The organism is Arthrobacter sp. zg-Y1171 (genome assembly GCF_025244845.1).
In the GTDB taxonomy this organism is placed as follows: domain Bacteria; phylum Actinomycetota; class Actinomycetes; order Actinomycetales; family Micrococcaceae; genus Arthrobacter_B.
Map to the genome: position 1 here is coordinate 404,556 of NZ_CP104264.1, position 16,649 is coordinate 421,204.

The 16,649-nt window shown below is 65.6% G+C and carries 20 protein-coding genes; 16 read left to right on the top strand and 4 right to left on the bottom strand.

Annotated features, from left to right (window positions below; genetic code table 11):
• Positions 1 to 26: 26 nt before the first annotated feature.
• From N2L00_RS01975 to N2L00_RS01990, 4 genes are read right to left on the bottom strand one after another with little or no spacing between them, the layout of a single operon-like run.
• On the bottom strand, positions 27 to 419 hold the full coding sequence (locus N2L00_RS01975; protein ID WP_255863704.1) for a flagellar assembly protein FliW: 393 nt from the start codon (positions 417 to 419) through the stop codon (positions 27 to 29).
• Positions 416 to 1,303, bottom strand: coding sequence for a flagellar hook-associated protein FlgL (gene flgL, locus N2L00_RS01980; protein WP_255767463.1), 888 nt, complete (start codon positions 1,301 to 1,303; stop codon positions 416 to 418). Before flgL ends, N2L00_RS01975 begins: the two co-directional genes overlap by 4 nt.
• Before the next feature lie 3 nt (positions 1,304 to 1,306).
• Positions 1,307 to 2,707, bottom strand: coding sequence for a flagellar hook-associated protein FlgK (gene flgK, locus N2L00_RS01985; RefSeq protein ID WP_255863705.1), 1,401 nt, complete (start codon positions 2,705 to 2,707; stop codon positions 1,307 to 1,309).
• Between the two features lie 19 nt (positions 2,708 to 2,726).
• Entirely contained in the window at positions 2,727 to 3,212 is a 486-nt protein-coding gene (locus tag N2L00_RS01990; protein ID WP_227923886.1) for a flagellar protein FlgN, read from the bottom strand.
• Between the two features lie 304 nt (positions 3,213 to 3,516).
• Here N2L00_RS01990 and N2L00_RS01995 point away from each other — a divergent pair, with 304 nt between their 5' ends.
• The 16 genes from N2L00_RS01995 (at position 3,517) to N2L00_RS02070 (ending at position 16,637) form a co-directional block, all read left to right on the top strand.
• Positions 3,517 to 4,365, top strand: a complete 849-nt coding sequence (locus tag N2L00_RS01995) for a sigma-70 family RNA polymerase sigma factor (protein WP_255863706.1) — start codon at positions 3,517 to 3,519, stop codon at positions 4,363 to 4,365.
• Between the two features lie 135 nt (positions 4,366 to 4,500).
• Positions 4,501 to 5,337 carry a flagellin gene (locus N2L00_RS02000; RefSeq protein ID WP_255863707.1) on the top strand — a complete coding sequence of 279 codons (837 nt, stop codon included), beginning with the start codon at positions 4,501 to 4,503 and terminating at the stop codon, positions 5,335 to 5,337.
• A gap of 216 nt (positions 5,338 to 5,553) precedes the next feature.
• Positions 5,554 to 6,888 carry a flagellar filament capping protein FliD gene (fliD, locus tag N2L00_RS02005; protein ID WP_255863708.1) on the top strand — a complete coding sequence of 445 codons (1,335 nt, stop codon included), beginning with the start codon at positions 5,554 to 5,556 and terminating at the stop codon, positions 6,886 to 6,888.
• 2 nt (positions 6,889 to 6,890) lie between these two features.
• Complete coding sequence (gene fliS / locus N2L00_RS02010) at positions 6,891 to 7,328, top strand: flagellar export chaperone FliS (protein ID WP_308219756.1); 438 nt, start codon at positions 6,891 to 6,893, stop codon at positions 7,326 to 7,328.
• Positions 7,318 to 7,662, top strand: a complete 345-nt coding sequence (locus N2L00_RS02015; RefSeq protein WP_255863709.1) for a hypothetical protein — start codon at positions 7,318 to 7,320, stop codon at positions 7,660 to 7,662. The genes fliS and N2L00_RS02015 overlap by 11 nt, the downstream gene beginning before the upstream one ends.
• A 185-nt stretch (positions 7,663 to 7,847) precedes the next feature.
• A complete protein-coding gene (locus N2L00_RS02020; RefSeq protein ID WP_227923871.1) occupies positions 7,848 to 8,189 on the top strand; it encodes a flagellar basal body protein in 342 nt (113 codons plus the stop codon).
• On the top strand, positions 8,189 to 8,581 hold the full coding sequence (gene flgC, locus N2L00_RS02025; RefSeq protein WP_227923870.1) for a flagellar basal body rod protein FlgC: 393 nt from the start codon (positions 8,189 to 8,191) through the stop codon (positions 8,579 to 8,581). The genes N2L00_RS02020 and flgC overlap by 1 nt, the downstream gene beginning before the upstream one ends.
• The gene (gene fliE / locus N2L00_RS02030; RefSeq protein ID WP_227923869.1) at positions 8,581 to 8,886 is read left to right on the top strand and encodes a flagellar hook-basal body complex protein FliE; all 306 of its coding nucleotides are present in this window, start codon (positions 8,581 to 8,583) and stop codon (positions 8,884 to 8,886) included. The genes flgC and fliE overlap by 1 nt, the downstream gene beginning before the upstream one ends.
• Positions 8,887 to 8,897: 11 nt before the next feature.
• Entirely contained in the window at positions 8,898 to 10,481 is a 1,584-nt protein-coding gene (gene fliF, locus N2L00_RS02035) for a flagellar basal-body MS-ring/collar protein FliF (protein WP_308219757.1), read from the top strand.
• A complete protein-coding gene (gene fliG / locus N2L00_RS02040; RefSeq protein WP_255767472.1) occupies positions 10,478 to 11,581 on the top strand; it encodes a flagellar motor switch protein FliG in 1,104 nt (367 codons plus the stop codon). The genes fliF and fliG overlap by 4 nt, the downstream gene beginning before the upstream one ends.
• A complete protein-coding gene (locus tag N2L00_RS02045) occupies positions 11,571 to 12,182 on the top strand; it encodes a FliH/SctL family protein (RefSeq protein ID WP_255767473.1) in 612 nt (203 codons plus the stop codon). The genes fliG and N2L00_RS02045 overlap by 11 nt, the downstream gene beginning before the upstream one ends.
• Positions 12,179 to 13,510, top strand: coding sequence for a FliI/YscN family ATPase (locus N2L00_RS02050; protein ID WP_255767474.1), 1,332 nt, complete (start codon positions 12,179 to 12,181; stop codon positions 13,508 to 13,510). Before N2L00_RS02045 ends, N2L00_RS02050 begins: the two co-directional genes overlap by 4 nt.
• Entirely contained in the window at positions 13,510 to 13,941 is a 432-nt protein-coding gene (locus N2L00_RS02055) for a flagellar FliJ family protein (protein WP_255767475.1), read from the top strand. Before N2L00_RS02050 ends, N2L00_RS02055 begins: the two co-directional genes overlap by 1 nt.
• Positions 13,941 to 14,612 (top strand): C40 family peptidase, encoded by a 672-nt coding sequence (locus N2L00_RS02060; RefSeq protein WP_255767477.1) that lies wholly within the window; start codon positions 13,941 to 13,943, stop codon positions 14,610 to 14,612. Before N2L00_RS02055 ends, N2L00_RS02060 begins: the two co-directional genes overlap by 1 nt.
• Positions 14,609 to 16,162 carry a flagellar hook-length control protein FliK gene (locus tag N2L00_RS02065; protein ID WP_255863710.1) on the top strand — a complete coding sequence of 518 codons (1,554 nt, stop codon included), beginning with the start codon at positions 14,609 to 14,611 and terminating at the stop codon, positions 16,160 to 16,162. Before N2L00_RS02060 ends, N2L00_RS02065 begins: the two co-directional genes overlap by 4 nt.
• Positions 16,163 to 16,175: 13 nt before the next feature.
• Entirely contained in the window at positions 16,176 to 16,637 is a 462-nt protein-coding gene (locus N2L00_RS02070) for a flagellar hook assembly protein FlgD (RefSeq protein WP_255767480.1), read from the top strand.
• Positions 16,638 to 16,649: the final 12 nt, after the last annotated feature.

Below are 16,649 nucleotides of genomic sequence, written 5' to 3' on the forward strand. Positions count from 1 at the left end.
AACGTGCGCCTTTTTGCGTTGGAAACCTATGCGGCCACCGGCTCCAGGGGAGCACGGACCGGCCAGTCCTGGCCCTCAAGGATCACCTGGGCGCAGCTGCCCGTGGACAGATTGACCACGATCGGCGCCAGCAGGTTCACGGTGGTCCCGCCGACCGTCGGATTGGCCACCACCAGCACGGCGGCGTCCTCGGGAGTCTCCAGTTCCAGCTGATAACGCTGTTCGTCGGTGATTTCCGGGTGGTAGTCCGGAAGATAGACGGAGGCGTCCAGCACGTAGAGGCGCCTGCTGCCGCCGTCGGCGCTTCCGGCCGCGGTCATGGCGAACAGGCCGGCGGCGCCGTCGATCTCTTCGAGGTCGAAGTGCACCTCCGGAGCCAGCCCCGGAGGAGGAGTCAGGAACGTCAGGCCGGTGCTCATCGCAGGAAGTCCATGAGCGTCGGCTGAAGTGCCTTGGCCGTCACAGCGAGGGCCGACTGATAGGCGACTTCCTGCAGCTTCATGTCCAGAATGACCTTCGCCGTGTCCAGATCTTCGATCCCCGAGCGGCGGGTTTCCAGACTGATGGACTTCTCGGCCAGGTTGTCCTTGGCATTGAGTGTGGCTGCATGCCGGACGCCGAGCGCGGAATGTTCCATGAGGACGGTGTCGGCCGCCGCGTCAACCTTTGTGAGGTAGCCGCTGACGTCGTTGTTCGCTTCCAGGTCCGCCACGAGGTTGTCCATCATCCGAAAGACCGAGTTGTCTCCCTTGCCGAAAACGGCCTCACCGTCGGTGTCCACGCGCATCTGCGTACTGCTGTCCAGCCGGCGGGTGGTGGGGGTTCCGCTGCCGCTGTAGGTGTAGGCGCCGTCCGTTTCGGTGAACGCCTTGCCGGTGTCCGAGGTGCCCGCGAAGACCGTGCGGCCAAGGTGGGTGGTGTTGGCCTCGCGCAGCAGATCCGTCTTCAGGCCGGAGAGTTCCGTGGCGATGGCCTTGCGGTCGGTCGGCGAAAGCGTGCCGTTGGCAGCGTTCAGCGTGAGGTCCTTGACCCGGCGCAGGATGTCAGTGGTATTGGTCAGCGCATTGTCGGTGACGGTAAGCCAGCCCTCTGCGTCGCTCACGTTGGACGTGTACTGCACGTTGGCCCGGATTTCCGACCGTACCTTCAGTGCATTGGCGGTCCCCGTGGGATCGTCGGACGGGCGGGCAATGGCAGCGGAGGAGGCGACCTGCTCCTGCAGTTTGGCCATCCGGGACATGCTGGCCTGCAGGTTCTGCTGGGCCGTGCGGGCCATGGTCTGGTTCGTGGTGCGGCTGATCACGGGTTACCTTCCAACAATTCCGGTGCGGTTAATGAGGGTGTCAAGCATTTCGTCAATGGCGCTCATGACGCGGGAGGCACCCTGGTAGGCGTGCTGGTACATCAGCAGGTTCACGTTTTCTTCGTCCAGGTCCACCGAGGCGTTGGAAAGCTGAAGATCCAGTGCGGAGGAGGACGCGACGTCGGCCAGCGTTGCCTGCTGCAGTTCGGCTCGGCTCTGCGACGCGGTGGCCGTGACGAAGGCGCTCCAGACCTTGTCCGCGGACCCGGCCTTGGAACCCAGCTGGGCAATCTGGTCGGCGATGCCGCCGTCGAGTGTTCCCGAGCCCGGCCGGCCGGAAGCAATGCCGGAGGCATCGGTCGGCACAGTGGCCAGGGTGGTTGCGGCCGGGGTGCCCACGCTGAAGAAATCTCCGCCGGCGATACCCGCTGTGGTTGCGCCTTGACGGTGCAGCTCGTTGACGCTGGAAGCCAGCGAGGCGGCAACCTCGTTGTAGGAAGCTGCGGCCTGCGCGAAGACGCCGCCGTTGCCGGCCGAGGCGAGGATCGACGTGGCGCCGGCAATTTCGCCCTTGCCAATGCCTGCCGAGCCGGGCCGGTCGGTCCAGCCCACCACGGGTTCCTGCGCATCGTCCATGGTTTTTCCGCCGGTGACCTGGAGCGAACGGGCATTCGTGCCGGACACCAGTGCATTGCCGTCGATGAGGACATCCACCATGCCGTCGGAGGATTCCCGCACCGTGGCGCCGCTAAGCGCCGCGATGGTGGTGGCCAGGGCGTTGCGCTGGTCAACGAGTTCGTTCGCCGACGCGCCGGAGGCAAGCGTGGAGCGGATGGCCCCGTTAAGGCTGGCCAGCTGCTTTGCGCTGGAATTCAGCTCAGTGACCATGTCATTGAGCCCGCTGCGGGTGCTGTTCCACTGGTCCCGGACCGCGTTGTAGCCGTTGGCGATCTGGCCTGCGGCGGTACTGGCCGCGCTGAGCAGTACGGCGGCGGCCGTGTTGTCCGAGGGATTGTGGGAAATGCCGTCCCAAGCGGCGGAGAAGTTCTGCAGCGCCGTGGAGAGCCCGTTCTTGCCCGGCTCGTTGAAGCCGTCTTCCAGCTCGATCAGCGCGTTGGCGCGGACGGCGGAATAGCCTGCGACGGCGGCGGTGCTGCGTACCCGGGTGTCCAGCTGCTGGCTGCCCAGCCGGGCAATGGAATCCACCGATACGCCCTGGCCTACCCCGGTAGGGGCGGCGAACCTGCCGGCCGGGGCGAGGGAGGGCGCTGCGGAAGTATTCAGGCGCTGCCGCGTGTAGCCGGCCACGTTGGCGTTGGCCACGTTCTGGCCGACGACGTCAAGGCCCTTGCGGGCGGCGGTGAGGCCGGTGTACGCCGTGTTCAGGCCGCTGAAGGTGCTCATTCTCTAGGAGTCCTTAACGTCAAATGCTCTGGTCAACCAGCCGGGCGGCTGAGGTGGGGGCGGCCGAGGTGCCGGACGCCGTGTAGGTATTCGCTTCCGGGCTTAGCCCCGCCAGCGTTTCCTGGGCCGAGCGTGCCGCAGTGCGCAGGAACTGTTCGTTGATGTCGCGCAGTTCGCGGATCTTCACGGTCAGCTCGGTCATGGCCTGCAGGTGTGCGTTGAAGATTTCCGTCCACGGACCGGGAGGAGCTGCGGCTACCAGCTCACGCAGCGTGGCGTTTTCGGAGGTGCCCCATTCGACGGCGAGTCCGGCAACGGCAACAGCCCGGCCGAGATCGGCTCCGCGGAGGCGCTCGAGGACCTGTTCAACCTCGCGCGTGGCGTGCGTCAGCCATTTTGTTTTTCCGGAGGTGAGCAGCAGTTGTTCTTCTTCGAGCTTGAACACAAGAAGTTCCAACAACTCGCGCTCTTCCCAAAGAAGGGCCGAGAGTTTCTGGGTACCCATGCGTTGCTCACCTCCTAGGTGGTGCACTGAATGTCTCTAAAGCGGAATAAGACGTCTGATTTCAGGCCCCAACCTGCGGCAAAAGTCTTTGGTTTGGCGTCCGCATTCCAATACGTCCGCCACAAATCACTATCGGCCGGTTCATCTTCAATGTTAGTGGTATGTTTCAGCTAAAGCGCTTAAGCGTGGATTCACCAGCGGTCTCAGCCACTGACCACGAAGCAGGCGTAACTGGTCGCAGTATGGGGACAGTTGGGAAACAAGGGCTTGGGGGTCCACATTGAATCGCGCCGAACGTAATGCCATGGTGGTGGAAAATCTGCCATTGGTTGGTTATCTCGTATCCGAAGTCTGCGCCAAGGCCACGCACCTCTCGCGTGATGACCTGGCCTCAGCCGGATCCATCGCCCTTATAACGTCCGCAGATTCGTTCGATCCGGACCTGGGTGTTCCCTTTGGAGCCTATGCCCGCCGACGCATCGTCGGTGCTTTTGCGGATGAAATGCGTTCCAATGACTGGGCCACGCGATCCGCCCGCCGGCGGATCAAGGAAACCCTCGCGGTGAAGGAAACCCTCACCGGCGCCCTGGGCCGCACTCCCAATGTGGACGAGATTGCCTCCGCCTTGGGTGTGGACCGCACTGTGGCTGAGGATGCACTGTCGGATGCTTCCCGCACAGTGTCCAGCCTGGACGAATCCGCGACGGATTTCCTGATCGCGGACATGCCGTCGCCCGAGGGTTCCCTCCTGGCCTCCGAGCGCTTGAAGTACCTGCAGGCCGCCGTCGCCGCCCTGCCGGAAAAGATGCGGTATGTAGTGGAGGAGATTTACTTCCACGACCGCACGGTCAAGGAAATCGCCGAAGAGCTCGGCAGCACCCACTCGGCCGTGTCCCAGCAGCGGGCCGAAGCGGTCCGCCTCCTTCGGGACGGCCTGGGCACGCATTACTCCGACGCTGCTGCGGCACCGGAACTCCAGTCCCGGATTGCACCGGCGCGCCGCAACGCCTATCTCACCTCAGTGGGAGAACGCACCGCCGGCGGCATCACCCGGCACCATCTGGCCCCGGCCCTTCCCGGCGCGCAGGCTTTTGTGCCCGGACTTACGGGTGTTCCGGGCCGCCCGGCAACTTTCAATCCGGCCGCTTCCTAGGCTTACCGCCGCACTTAAATCTTTTTTCGAATTCTTTTTCAGAACTGCTAACACCCGTCGGTGCTCCGCCGATAGCTATGGTTGCAGGCCCACGGAAGGGCCTGTTAGTACAGCCCACTCACGGAGGAATACATCATGGGTTTCACAATCAACACCAACGTTTCGTCGCTCAACGCCATGCGCAACCTGAACCTGAACCAGACGAACCAGGCCAAGTCGGTGGAGCGCCTCTCCAGCGGTATGCGCATCAACCGTGCGGCTGACGACGCTGCAGGCCTGGCAATCTCCGAAGGCCTGAAGAACCAGGTTTCCGGTCTGACGCAGGCCGGCCGCAACGCCCAGGACGGCATCAGCCTCATCCAGACCGCTGAAGGCGCCCTGACCGAGGTCCACAACATCCTCAACCGTATGCGTGACCTGACGGTTCAGGCCTCGAATGATACGAACAACGCTGAGTCGCGTACGGCGATCCAGACCGAAGTCACCGCGCTGACCTCGGAACTGGGCCGGATCAAGGACACCACAAACTTCAACGGCATCCAGCTGCTGGACAACACGGTAACCTCCGGTGCAACGGCCGGCACGCTGAAGATCCAGGTCGGCGCCGATGCCAACGAGACCATCGACGTCACGATGGCCAACGTGGCCGCCACGCTCACCACGATGGGCGACCTGACCGTCGATTCGCAGGTAAATGCTGCCGCATCGACCACCAAGTTGGATGCTGCCATCAAGTCGACTTCGGATCAGCGCGCCACCTTGGGTGCACAGCAGAACCGCCTCGAGTCCACCTCGCGCTCCATCGCGGTGTCCGTGGAGAACCTCTCCTCGGCCAACTCCCGCATCCGCGACACGGACATGGCTGCGGAAATGGGTAACTTCACGAAGTCCCAGATCCTCTCCCAGGCCGCTACCGCGATGCTGGCCCAGGCCAACCAGATGAACTCCGGCGTTATGTCGCTCCTGCAGTAGTAGCAGCGCCTGACCAGATTCATCAGCAGTAACCGCAGAACCGGCAGGTGAATGGCCGCTGGCGGCGGGGAAACATGACTTGGACCTCACGCTTCCCGCCGCCAGCCCATTCCCTGCCTTCTGTTTGTCACCGCAGGACATGCAACCCCAGCATGACCCAGCAGGATCCCGTAAGACACCAGCAGGACACGGCAGGACTTCTCAAGGAGCATTTTCATGGCGCTAGGCATTGACGGGCTGATCAGCGGCATCGACACCACCGCCATGATTGCGGACCTGATGAAGATCGAAGCCCGCCCGCAGAAGCTCCTGAAGGACAAGGTCGAGAGCAACCAGCTCTTTGTGACCGCCCTGCAGAACCTCAACACCAAGATCGCTTCGCTGACCGAAGCCGCCGGGAAGATCGCCAAGGCAGGTGGAACGGACCGCTACGCCGCCGTCACCGGCTCCGCCAGCGTCACGGCCACCACCAAGGCCGGCGCTGCTGCAGGCTCGCTGGACATCACGGTGAACAAACTGGCCACGGCACAGGTCTCCCTTTCCAGCGCCATGGCGGCGTGGCCCAACGGCGATGCCCTTTCCATCTCCGCCAACGGAACCATCACCGAGCTCGACACGGCAGGCAAGAGCCTGGATCAGGTCATCAGCACCGTCAACAAAGCCAACCTGGGTGTCACCGCCGTCAAGATCGCTGCCGGCAGCGTGGACGGCGTCGCCCAGTACCGGATGCAGTTCAGTGCCTCCGCCACGGGCTCGGCCGGTGCGTTTACCGTCTCGCAGAACGGCACGGACCTGGGTGCCATCCGCGCCGGTCAGGACGCCGAGGTCACCCTGTGGGCCGGGGTGGCCGGAGCCGAAACGAAGATCACCTCCGCCACCAACACCTTCACGGACCTGATGCCCGGTGTGGACATCACGGTCTCCGCGGTGTCCGCCGATCCGGTCAACGTGGCAGTGAGCCGGGACGTCAAGGCGATTTCGGCCGTCGCGGCATCTCTGGTGGCCACCCTGACGGATGTTTTCGGCTACATGGACCGGAACTCCGCCGTGACGATCGATACCTCCGACGGCGTCACCAAGACCACTGGTGGAGTATTCACCGGGGATTCGGCCACCCGCTCCCTGAAGCAGTCCATTATGGGTGCGGCCACCGGCTCGCTGGACGGGCGTTCGACGTCGGACATCGGCATTACCCTCACCAAATACGGCACCGTGGAGTTCAACGCCGACAAGTTCGCCGCCGCCCTCGCAGCGGATCCGGAAAAAACCCAGGCTTCGCTGCAGGCAATTGCCAGCCGCGTTGAGGCCGTAGGTAAGACAGCCTCCGATAAGTACGACGGCTCCATTACCAAGCGGATCCAGAGCCAGGAATCCACCGTGAAGTCCCTCAACAGCCAGGTTGAGCAATGGGACCGCCGGCTGGCTTCGCGGGAATCCACGTTGAAGCTCGTCTGGACCAACCTTGAAGTCAAGCTGGGCTCCCTCAACAGCCAGATGGACTGGCTCACCGGCCAGCTCGACTCCCTCACCGCCTCCTCGAGTAAGAAGTGACCGTGAACTACTCAATGGCAGCCAAACGGGCCGAATACGCACGCAATGCCGTGCTCTCCGCCTCGCCTGCCCGGCTCCTGACCATGCTGTACGACCGGCTGCTGCTGGACCTTGTCCGGGCCGAAACCGCGCAGCAGAATGCCGAGTGGCCGGTGGCTTCGGAGAACCTGCTCCATGCCCAGGCCATCATCACCGAGCTGATGGGCACGCTGAAGACCGAGGTGTGGGAGGGCGGGGAAAACCTGCACGGGATCTACACCTATTCGTTGGCGAACCTGATGAACGCGAACATCGGCCGGGACGCAAAGCTGACCCGGGAATGCATCGACCTGCTCGAACCGATCCGCCTGGCCTGGCATGAAGCGGCGGCACAGCTCCCCGCTGCCGGTGCAACACCCGCAGCCGCAGGCACACCGGGAGGGGTTCTCGGTGTCGGCTGAATCGGCAGAGCCCTACCGCGGCCCCGAGGAACTGGCCAACATCGCGCTCTGGGAATTCGTCCTCACGCAGCTCGAAGACAATCTGGAATCCTTCCTGGAAGGACAGTCCCTTACGGAACAGGCCCGGGAGGTGGCCGCCGACTGGGAACCTCCGGCGGAACTCGGCCCGCTCCCCGAGGAACTCCTTACCCGTGCCCGGATGCTGTCCAAGGCGCAGACCCGGGCATACGCCCAGCTGCGCAGCGAGTCGCGGACCAATAGGAAGCAGTCCCTGCTGATTCGCAGTGTCCCCGGCCCCGCGGCGTCGGCCGTTTATCTCGAAGTTGACGGCTAAAAGCAGCGAAATCGGAAGACTGCTTACTTTTCCTATACCGCATACTTGCAAAAATCCAAAAGAATTACTTGATTACCGCTTACCTACTCGTTAATTCGGCCGATAACCATTAACGAGCACGGATAGCTCACGAAAGAGGCCACGGATCGGCCGCACTGTCCCTTTAGCGAGAACTGGGTTTCACTGTGTTCGATTCCGTCTCCTCCATTGCGCTGCAAAGCGCCCTGGACGGTCTTGCCCTCCGTCAGCGGACCATCGCAAACAATATTGCGAATGTGAATACCCCCGGCTACCAGGCCCAGCGCGTCACTTTCGAGGACGCCCTCGCTAAGTCGGTAAAAGCCGGCAATGGAGCAGTCGCCGCCACCACCTCGCGTTCCCTTGAACCCACCCGCCTGGACGGCAGCAACGTCAACCTGGACACCGAAACACTGTCCAATATCGACACCGTGCTGCGCTACCAGTTCGCCACCCAAGCCGTTGGCGGAGAAGCCAATTCCCTCCGCACGGCATTGAGGACCAACTAATGACTTTCGATGCCATCGGCATTGCCGCAACCGGACTCACCACGCACCGTAAGTGGCTGGACGCAGTTTCCGACAACCTGGCCAACGCCAACAATGTCTCCAGCACCGACGGTGCTGCTTTCCAGGCCCGCTACGTTGTAGCCCAGGAAGGCCGGGAAGGCAGCGGAGTCCACGTCACAGGCGTGGAGTACGGCGACGCCGAAGGCCGGATGGTCTACCAGCCGGACCACGCCCTCGCCGACGCCGAAGGCTACGTCCGTTACCCGGACATTGACCTCTCGGAGCAAATGGGCAACCTGATCCTTGCCCAGCGCGGCTATGAAGCGAATGCCGCCGTGGTTGACCGTGCCAAGAGCACATACGAAGCAGCACTGCAGATTGGACGCTCCTAATGCCCGTTCCCGCCATCGCCGCAGTCAGCAGCACCACGCCGACGGGATACGTGGAAGCCGTAAAGCCCGCCGTCTCCACTGACGGTTCCTCCTTTGCCACGCAGCTCACCGGAGCCGTGGACAACGTCACCGAACTGCAGTCCACGTCCAAGACACTCGCCGTGCAGGCCGTGACCGGCGACCTTGATGACATCCACGCAGCCACCATCGCGTCCACCCGGGCCTCCGTCACCCTGGAACTTGTCGCCGCAGTGCGGAACAAGGGTGTTGACGCGTTCAACGAGATCATGCGGATGCAGGCCTGATGCCCGGACCCATGAGCGCGATGACCGGCCGGCTGGGCAAGACGGTAGGCCAGTTCACCCTGGCGCAGAAGACCATCGCCATTATCGGTATTGCCGTGGTGGCCCTGGGCATTGCGCTGCTTGCCTCCTGGCTGACCAAGCCGGCGTACACCCCGCTGTTCTCCGGCCTCGAAGCCACGGATGCCAACAGCATCGTGGAACAGCTCAAGACCGACGGCGTTCCCTACGAGGTTGCCAACGGCGGCGGCACCATCATGGTGCCGGAGGAATTCGTGTACGACCAGCGGCTCAAGGCCGCAGGCGCCGGCCTGCCGTCCGAATCCAGCGGCGGCTACTCGCTGCTGGACGAAATGGGAGTCACCTCCTCGGAATTCCAGCAGTCCGTAACCTACAAGCGGGCCCTGGAAGGCGAGATCGCCAAGACCGTAGGTGCCATCGACGGCGTGAAGAACGCCTCCGTGCAGCTGGCCATCCCCGAAGACACCGTGTTCGTTTCCAAAAAAGCCGATCCCACCGCATCCGTATTCGTGGAAACGCAGAACGGGACCACGCTCAGCTCGGACCAGGTCTCCGCCATCGTGCACCTGACCTCAGCCTCGGTTGACGGTATGCAGTCCACCGACGTCGCCGTTATCGATGCCACCGGCACCGTGCTGTCCGCCGTCGGCACCGGCACTGTCGGTTCGGCCGACAAGCAGGCCACCGATTACGAGGAGCGGGTTACCGCCTCCGTGCAGACCATGCTGGACCGCGTAGTGGGTCCCGGCAACGCCACCGTAGCCGTGGCAGCCGACATGAACTATGAGTCCGCCAACCGGGTGGAGGAATCCTTCACCGCGCCGCAGGACACCCCGGCCCTGAACGAAGCCACCAGCACCGAGGAATACACCGGCGGTGCCAACGGCAGCGCCGCGGGCATCCTGGGTCCGGACAACATCGCGGTGCCCAACGGAGGTAACGACGACGGCGCCTTCCGCTCCGAAACGAGCACCAAGAACAACGCGGTGAACAAGGTGACCGAAACCCGGGACATCCCGGCCGGTTCCCTGAACCGCCAGACAATCTCCGTGGCACTGAATACCAATGCGGCCGCCGGATTGAACGTGGCAGACCTGGAAGCCCTGGTCGCCACCGCCGCCGGCATCAACGCCGAGCGCGGTGACGAGATCACGGTCGAAATGGTCTCCTTCAACGCAGACGGCGCCACCAGCGCGCGGGATGCCCTGGCCGAGGCACAGGCAGAAGAAGAAGCCGAACGCCGGGCACAGATGCTCCAGATGGGAATCATCGTGGCCGGCATCGTCCTGGTGGTCATCCTGGCCCTGGTCGCCTACGCCATGCGCTCCCGCCGGCAGAACCGCGAAGCCATCGACATTGGAGAACTGCCGGAGCTGGATCCACTGGCACCGGCCGCAGGCCTCACCATGCTGAGCGAACCCGCCCCGCTCGTTTCCACGGACACGGCCTCCATGCAGATTGTGGCTGCTGCCGTGGACCAGGACCGCAAGCGGGCCGAACTCGACGCCTTGGCAGCACAGGACCCGGTTCGCACCGCTGACTACCTGCGCAACCTCATGGAGGACACCCGAGCATGACCGACCTTGCCACTGCCCCGGCCGGACTGCCCTTTGCCGCCGCCTCGAACGGGTCCGCCCTTGCCCTAAGCGGCGCCCGGACGGATGCGGGATCCGGCGAGCTGACCGGCACCCAGAAGGCTGCCATCATTTTGATGCAGCTGGAAACCTCCCGGGCCGCGGTGGTTATGCAGCAGTTCACCGAGGCCGAGGCGCAGGCCATCGCGGCGGAGATTGTCCGGCTTCGCCGGGTGGACTCTTCCGTGGCCGAGGAAGCCATCAACGAGTTCTACGAGATGACCATTGAGGGCCGCCGCCGCGCCCACGGCGGCCGCGACGTCGCCATGGGACTGCTTGAAGCGTCCTTCGGTGTCGAGCGTGCCTCCGGCGTGATGGAACGACTGGCCTCCTCGATGGCGGGCAAGTCCTTCGAATTCCTCGAAACCGCTGAGCCCAACCAGGTGATTTCCCTGCTGGACGGCGAGCTGCCGCAGACCATTGCGCTGGTCCTGGCGCATATGCGTCCCCAGCGCGCCTCAGCCGTGCTGACCGGCCTGAGCGCGGAGCTGCGCACCGACGTCGCGCAGGCCATTGCAACCATGGCCCGCGCTACCCCGGAAGCCGTGCGCGTGGTCGCCGAAACGCTGCGGGCACGTGCCTCGGCGCTGGGCGCCGCCCGCGAGGCCACCGATGCCATCGGCGGCGTGCAGCCGCTGGTGGAAATCATCAACCGCTCCGACGCAGTCACCGAACGCGCGCTGCTCGAGGCGCTCGAGGAACGCGATCCGGAGCTGGCGGAAGAAGTCCGCTCCCGGATGCTTACCTTCGCCGACCTGGTCAAGCTCGAACGCCGGGACGTGCAGCTGGTGCTGCGCGGCATCGATGTGGGCACCCTGGCCCTGGCCATGAAGGGTGCTTCCGAGGCGGTGCTGGACGCCATCCGCACCAACGTCTCCGAGCGCAACCGCGAACTGCTCGACGACGAAATCAAGGTTTCCGGTCCCGCCCGCCTCTCGCAGGTGGAAGAAGCACGCGCCAACATTGTCCGGGCCATCCGCGAAATGGAAGCCCAGGGCATCATCGAGGTGCATCATGCGGACGAGGAAGAATATGTCTACTGACGAGCAGACGTTCTCCCGCCTGATCTACACCTCCCTCGGCGCCACGGACGAAGCACAGCTCAACGCGCAGGTGGAAGCCCGCGGCCATGCCGCCGGTTACGCCGCCGGCCTGCGGGCCGCCGCAGCGGACACCGACCTGCTGCGCCGCACCCTGCGGGAGCAGTACGACGACGAAATGCGCCGGGGACAGGAACGCATCAACCGGAGCCTTTCCGCCCTTAACTCCGCTGTCTTCAGCCTCGAAGGCCGCACCGTCGCCCTGATCACCGACGTCCAGGACGCCCTGGCCGCCGCAGCAATCGACCTGGCCGAAGCACTGCTGGGCCGGGAACTCGCTTCCGGCGAGACGTCCGCCCGCGCAGCGCTGGCCCGTGCCCTGGAAGGCGTGGACACAGACCTGGTGCAGCGCGTCCGCATGCATCCGGTGGACCTCGCATCCCTGGATGAAGACACGCTCCGCCGCGCACGGGTGGAGTTCGTGGGCGACGCCGGCCTGCGGCGGGGAGACGCCGTCACCGAGTTCCCGGACGGCTACCTGGACGCCTCGCTGAGTTCCGCCGTCGAGCGTGTCCGCGCGGCACTGCTGGGGGAGGACTCATGACCGTCACCACGTGGCGCCCCCGCGCCGACCGTTTTACGGCAGCCCTGCGCTCCGCCGCCCCGCAGCGCATTGGCCGGGTGTCCTCCGTCCTGGGGCTGAGCATTGAAATTGCCGGCCTCGACTGCGGTGTAGGCGAGCTGGTGTCAATCGGGCACCCCGGGTCCGAGGTGGACGCCGAAGTGGTGGCAGCCACCCGTGACGGCATCCGCTGCATGCCCTTCGGCCGGCTCACCGGCCTGACCGCCGGAACTCCGGCACGCTCCAAGGGCACACCGCTGCTGGTCCCCACCGGCACCGGGCTGTTCGGCCGGGTGCTGGACGGCCTGGGCCGCCCCATCGACGGCAAGGGTCCGCTGCAGGTCGAGGCCTTTGTACCGCTGGACCACGAAACCCCGTCCGCCATGCTGCGCACCCGGATCAATACCCCGCTGCAGCTCGGCGTCCGGGCGATGGACACCCTCACCACTGTGGGGCGCGGCCAGCGTATGGGCCTGTTCGCCGGCTCCGGCGTCGGCAAGTCCTCGCTGCTGTCCATGATTGCCCGCGGCACGGACGCGGAAGTGTCCGTGATTGCCCTGGTAGGGGAGCGCGGCCGTGAAGTCCGCGAGTTCCTCGAAGACGACCTGGGCGCCGAGGGCCTGGCACGGTCCATCGTGGTGGTCTCGACGTCGGACGAACCTGCGCTCATGCGCCTGCGCGCCGCGTTTGTGGCCACCCGGATTGCCGAATCCTTCCGCGATCAGGGTGCCGACGTCATGCTGATGATGGATTCCCTGACCCGCGTGGCCATGGCCCAGCGTGAAATCGGGCTATCCGTAGGCGAACCGCCGGCCACCCGCGGCTATCCGCCTTCCACCTTCTCCCTGCTCGCGCAGCTGCTCGAACGCGCCGGTACGGGCGAACGGGGTTCCGTCACCGGCATGTACACCGTGCTCGTGGACGGCGACGACCACAACGAGCCCATTGCCGACAGCGCCCGCTCCATCCTCGACGGACACGTGGTCCTGGACCGCAAGCTGGCCGTCTCCGGGCACTTCCCGTCAATTGACGCCCTGGCTTCCATTTCCCGCGTTGCCTCCCGCGTAAACCCGCGGGAACGCAGCGATGCCGCGTCAACGCTGCGCCGGGTAATGGCTGCGCGGAAGGCTGCGCAGGATCTGCTCGACGTCGGCGCCTACCAACGCGGATCCAATCCCCTGGTGGACGCGGCAGTGGACAACCAGGACGCCATCAACGCCTTCCTGCAGCAGCGCATGGATGAACAGACGCCGGCGGAGACCGCCTGGGCGCAGCTGCACAATCTCACCCGGATGCTGGGGGTGTCCTGATGTCCCGTGCCTTCCCCCTCGCCGGCCTGCTGCGCCTGCGCCAGCTGCAGCAGGACCGTGCCGCAGGCGAACTCGCGGCGGCCAACGTCCGCATGCGGGAAATCCGCGAAGCCCGTGCAGAGGCCTACAACTCCCTCGAAAGCTCCCACAGCGAGGCGGTGGATGCGGCAACCATGAACGCGATTGCGGCGGCCCGGGCCTCCTCGCGCAGCATGCTCGCCGATCTGAACGCGCTGGACACGCGCCATGCCGCGGAAGTGGAAACGGCACGCGCCGAATTTTCCTCCGCACGCGCCCGCTCCGTGGGCCTGGAAAAGCTTGAAGGCAAGTTCGCCGAGGCAGAAGCCGCCGAGGACCTGCGCACCGAACAAACCATCCTGGACGAACTCGCCGGCTCCGCCTGGCACCGCCGGCAGAAGGAAGCCAACTAATGAGCATGACGGACGCCCTGGGGCGGATCGACGAAATCCGAAGCACGCTGAGCCAGCTCTCCGGAACAGCAGCCGCAAAGGCGGCTGCCGTCACTACCACGGCCACGGCGGCCGGGTCGGATGCGGAGTTCGCTTCCACTCTGTCCGCGCTGACTTCTGCGGCGTCGGCGGGAACGGACACCGGCACCTCCGGCGGCGCGGCAGCGGACGGCAAGGTGCTCGACGCCGTCCAGAAATACCTTGGCCTGCCCTACATCTGGGGCGGCAACGATCCAGCGCAGGGTCTGGATTGTTCTTCCTTCGTGCAGAACGTCTACAAGGATCTCGGCTTCACCCTTCCGCGAGTCACCTGGGACCAGATGAACTCGGGGACCGAGGTCGCTTCCATGGCCGATGCACAGCCCGGGGACCTGCTCTTCAGCCACGACGGCGGACACGTTGCCATCTACCTGGGCAACGGAAAGGCAGTGGACGCGCCGCAGCCCGGCCAGACCATTGCCATCCGCGATGCATGGGAAACCGACGCCAACCTGACCACTATCCGCCGCATCCTGCCGACGGAATCCGCCGGTGCCGCCGGTAGTGCCGGCGCTGCCGGTGCCGCGGGTCTCTCCGACCTGGTGGCTTCCGCCCGCGCTGCGCAGGCGGCCATGATGGGAACGGCAGCATGAGCGTCTCCGCAGGCATGCCGCGCACGGCCGCCCCCGCTGCTTCCCTCCGGACCGCTGTCCCGGGGTCCGCCTCCGCCGGCGTTGGTGCGGACCAGTTCGGGTCCACGTTTGAGGATGCCCTTGCCGCCTCGAACCGGGCGGCATCCGGCCGTGACGCCGGCCGTGACGCCGGCCGCGACGCTGGCCGCGACGCCGGAAAAGCTGCTGCCGCGCCGGAGCAAAAGGCTGGCCGACAGGCTGCCGCGACAGCCCCTGCAGATTTTGCCGACGCGCCCGTCGCCGACGAGGGCGCCGCGGTTTCCCCGTTGCAGCCTGCGTCCGTAATGCCCGCGTCCGGATCATCGGTGCAGCCCCAGGTTTCCGCTCCGGCAACGGCTTTTGCCGGTTTTGCGGGTAACTCCCTGCCGGCAGCAGCCTCGACCAGTGCCGGGTCCAGCGATTCCGACGCTGTTGACGGCGTTCCTGCCGGAGGAGCCACATCGGGTGCGGCAGCCACGGCCGCCCCCTCCACCCCGGGCGGTTTCATGGCCGCGGCTACTGCCGGCGCCGCCGCCGTCGTCACCACCGGGGCAGCAGCAACGGCAGTTCCGCGGAACACGGCAGACGCCGGTACCCCGAAGGCGAATGCCGTCACCGCCTTTGCTGCGGCCAACGTGGTGACCGGAGGAAGTCCCTTGCCGGGCACCGCAGCCACAGCCACAGCCGCCACCGCAGCCACAGCCGCCACCGCAGCCACGCCGGCGAACGCCGTCACCGCAGGTACCGTTCAAGCAGATGCCGCCGCACCGGTGGCAGGACTCCCGGCAACCGGCGGCGCCGCACCGGCGTCGAACGCGCCGGCCGGGGCAGCAAACAGTGCAGTGGTTCCCGGCTCCGTGCCGGTCTCCGGTGCAGGCGCCGGAAACGAGGCGCCCCTGGCCTTCGCCGCCATAATGCCCGCCGCCGCAATGCCCGCCGCCGGAACCGCCGGAACTGCCGATACTGCAGCTTCCGCCGCACCGGTTCCCGCGGGCGCAGCAGAAGCCCCGGCTGTCGGGCCGGCTATCACGCCGTCCCCGCTGCAGCCCCAGATGGCTGTCTCCGGAGCGGCCGCCATGCCGGCGGCACCGGCGGCCGCGCCCGTTGCCACCCCGCTGCTGCCACAGGTGTCCCAGCCGCTGTTTTCCCTCGCAACGGCCGCGCAGGGGGAGCACGTGATGACGCTGAGTATCACCCCGGACAACCTCGGGCCGGTCACCGTCAGGGCCCATGTGGGTGCAGAAGGCGTTCGGATCGAGCTCTTCGCTCCGTCCGAGGCCGGCCGCGAAGCGCTGCGCACCCTCATGACGGACCTGCGCCGGGACCTTGCCGGCTCGGGCATGAACGCCAACCTTTCCCTCTCCGCCCAGGACGCCCCGGGCGAGGGCGCTGAACGCCGCGGGCACGGAACGGAACCGGGTTCTGCAACGCAGGCCCCGCCCGATCCCGAGCGGATGCCGGCGGACCCGGCCCCACGCACTTACCGGCCGGGATTCCCCGCGTCGGCATCAACCATCGACTTCCTGGCCTAGAAGAGGAGACCACGTGCCCGTAGAAGGAGTAGCGGCTGCAGGCGGCATTACCGCCGGCGGAACCGCAGTTCGAGAGCCCAAGCAAACCATGGACAGCGAGGTCTTTATGCACCTGCTGGTCACCCAGCTGCGCAACCAGGACCCCAGCTCGCCCATGGACACCAACCAGATGATCTCGCAGACCACCGAGCTGGCATCCATGGAACAGCTCACCGCCATGGCGAAGATGGACGAAGAGAATTTCTCCCTGCAGATGCGTATCGCCGCCGCTGCGCTCATCGGCCAGACCGTCACCTATACCAACGACGACGGCGTCGCCGTCACCGGAACCGCCAAATCGGTCTCCTACGCCGCCGGCGTCCCGACCGTCAACATCAACGGCGAGGACGTCCTGCTGGACCGAATCTCCGGCGTCGTCGACGGGGCAGCAGATCAAACCCCCGACGCACCCAAAGCACCCGCAGCAACCGCATAACCCTCCCTCCCG

Coding starts and splice junctions, on each gene's coding strand:
- N2L00_RS01975 (WP_255863704.1), bottom strand. CDS start 419: ATGAGCACCGGCCTGACGTTCCTGACTCCTCCTCCGGGGCTGGCTCCG.
- flgK (WP_255863705.1), bottom strand. CDS start 2,707: ATGAGCACCTTCAGCGGCCTGAACACGGCGTACACCGGCCTCACCGCC.
- N2L00_RS01990 (WP_227923886.1), bottom strand. CDS start 3,212: ATGGGTACCCAGAAACTCTCGGCCCTTCTTTGGGAAGAGCGCGAGTTG.
- N2L00_RS01995 (WP_255863706.1), top strand. CDS start 3,517: ATGGTGGTGGAAAATCTGCCATTGGTTGGTTATCTCGTATCCGAAGTC.
- N2L00_RS02000 (WP_255863707.1), top strand. CDS start 4,501: ATGGGTTTCACAATCAACACCAACGTTTCGTCGCTCAACGCCATGCGC.
- fliD (WP_255863708.1), top strand. CDS start 5,554: ATGGCGCTAGGCATTGACGGGCTGATCAGCGGCATCGACACCACCGCC.
- flgC (WP_227923870.1), top strand. CDS start 8,189: ATGACTTTCGATGCCATCGGCATTGCCGCAACCGGACTCACCACGCAC.
- fliE (WP_227923869.1), top strand. CDS start 8,581: ATGCCCGTTCCCGCCATCGCCGCAGTCAGCAGCACCACGCCGACGGGA.
- fliF (WP_308219757.1), top strand. CDS start 8,898: ATGAGCGCGATGACCGGCCGGCTGGGCAAGACGGTAGGCCAGTTCACC.
- fliG (WP_255767472.1), top strand. CDS start 10,478: ATGACCGACCTTGCCACTGCCCCGGCCGGACTGCCCTTTGCCGCCGCC.
- N2L00_RS02045 (WP_255767473.1), top strand. CDS start 11,571: ATGTCTACTGACGAGCAGACGTTCTCCCGCCTGATCTACACCTCCCTC.
- N2L00_RS02050 (WP_255767474.1), top strand. CDS start 12,179: ATGACCGTCACCACGTGGCGCCCCCGCGCCGACCGTTTTACGGCAGCC.
- N2L00_RS02055 (WP_255767475.1), top strand. CDS start 13,510: ATGTCCCGTGCCTTCCCCCTCGCCGGCCTGCTGCGCCTGCGCCAGCTG.
- N2L00_RS02060 (WP_255767477.1), top strand. CDS start 13,941: ATGAGCATGACGGACGCCCTGGGGCGGATCGACGAAATCCGAAGCACG.
- N2L00_RS02065 (WP_255863710.1), top strand. CDS start 14,609: ATGAGCGTCTCCGCAGGCATGCCGCGCACGGCCGCCCCCGCTGCTTCC.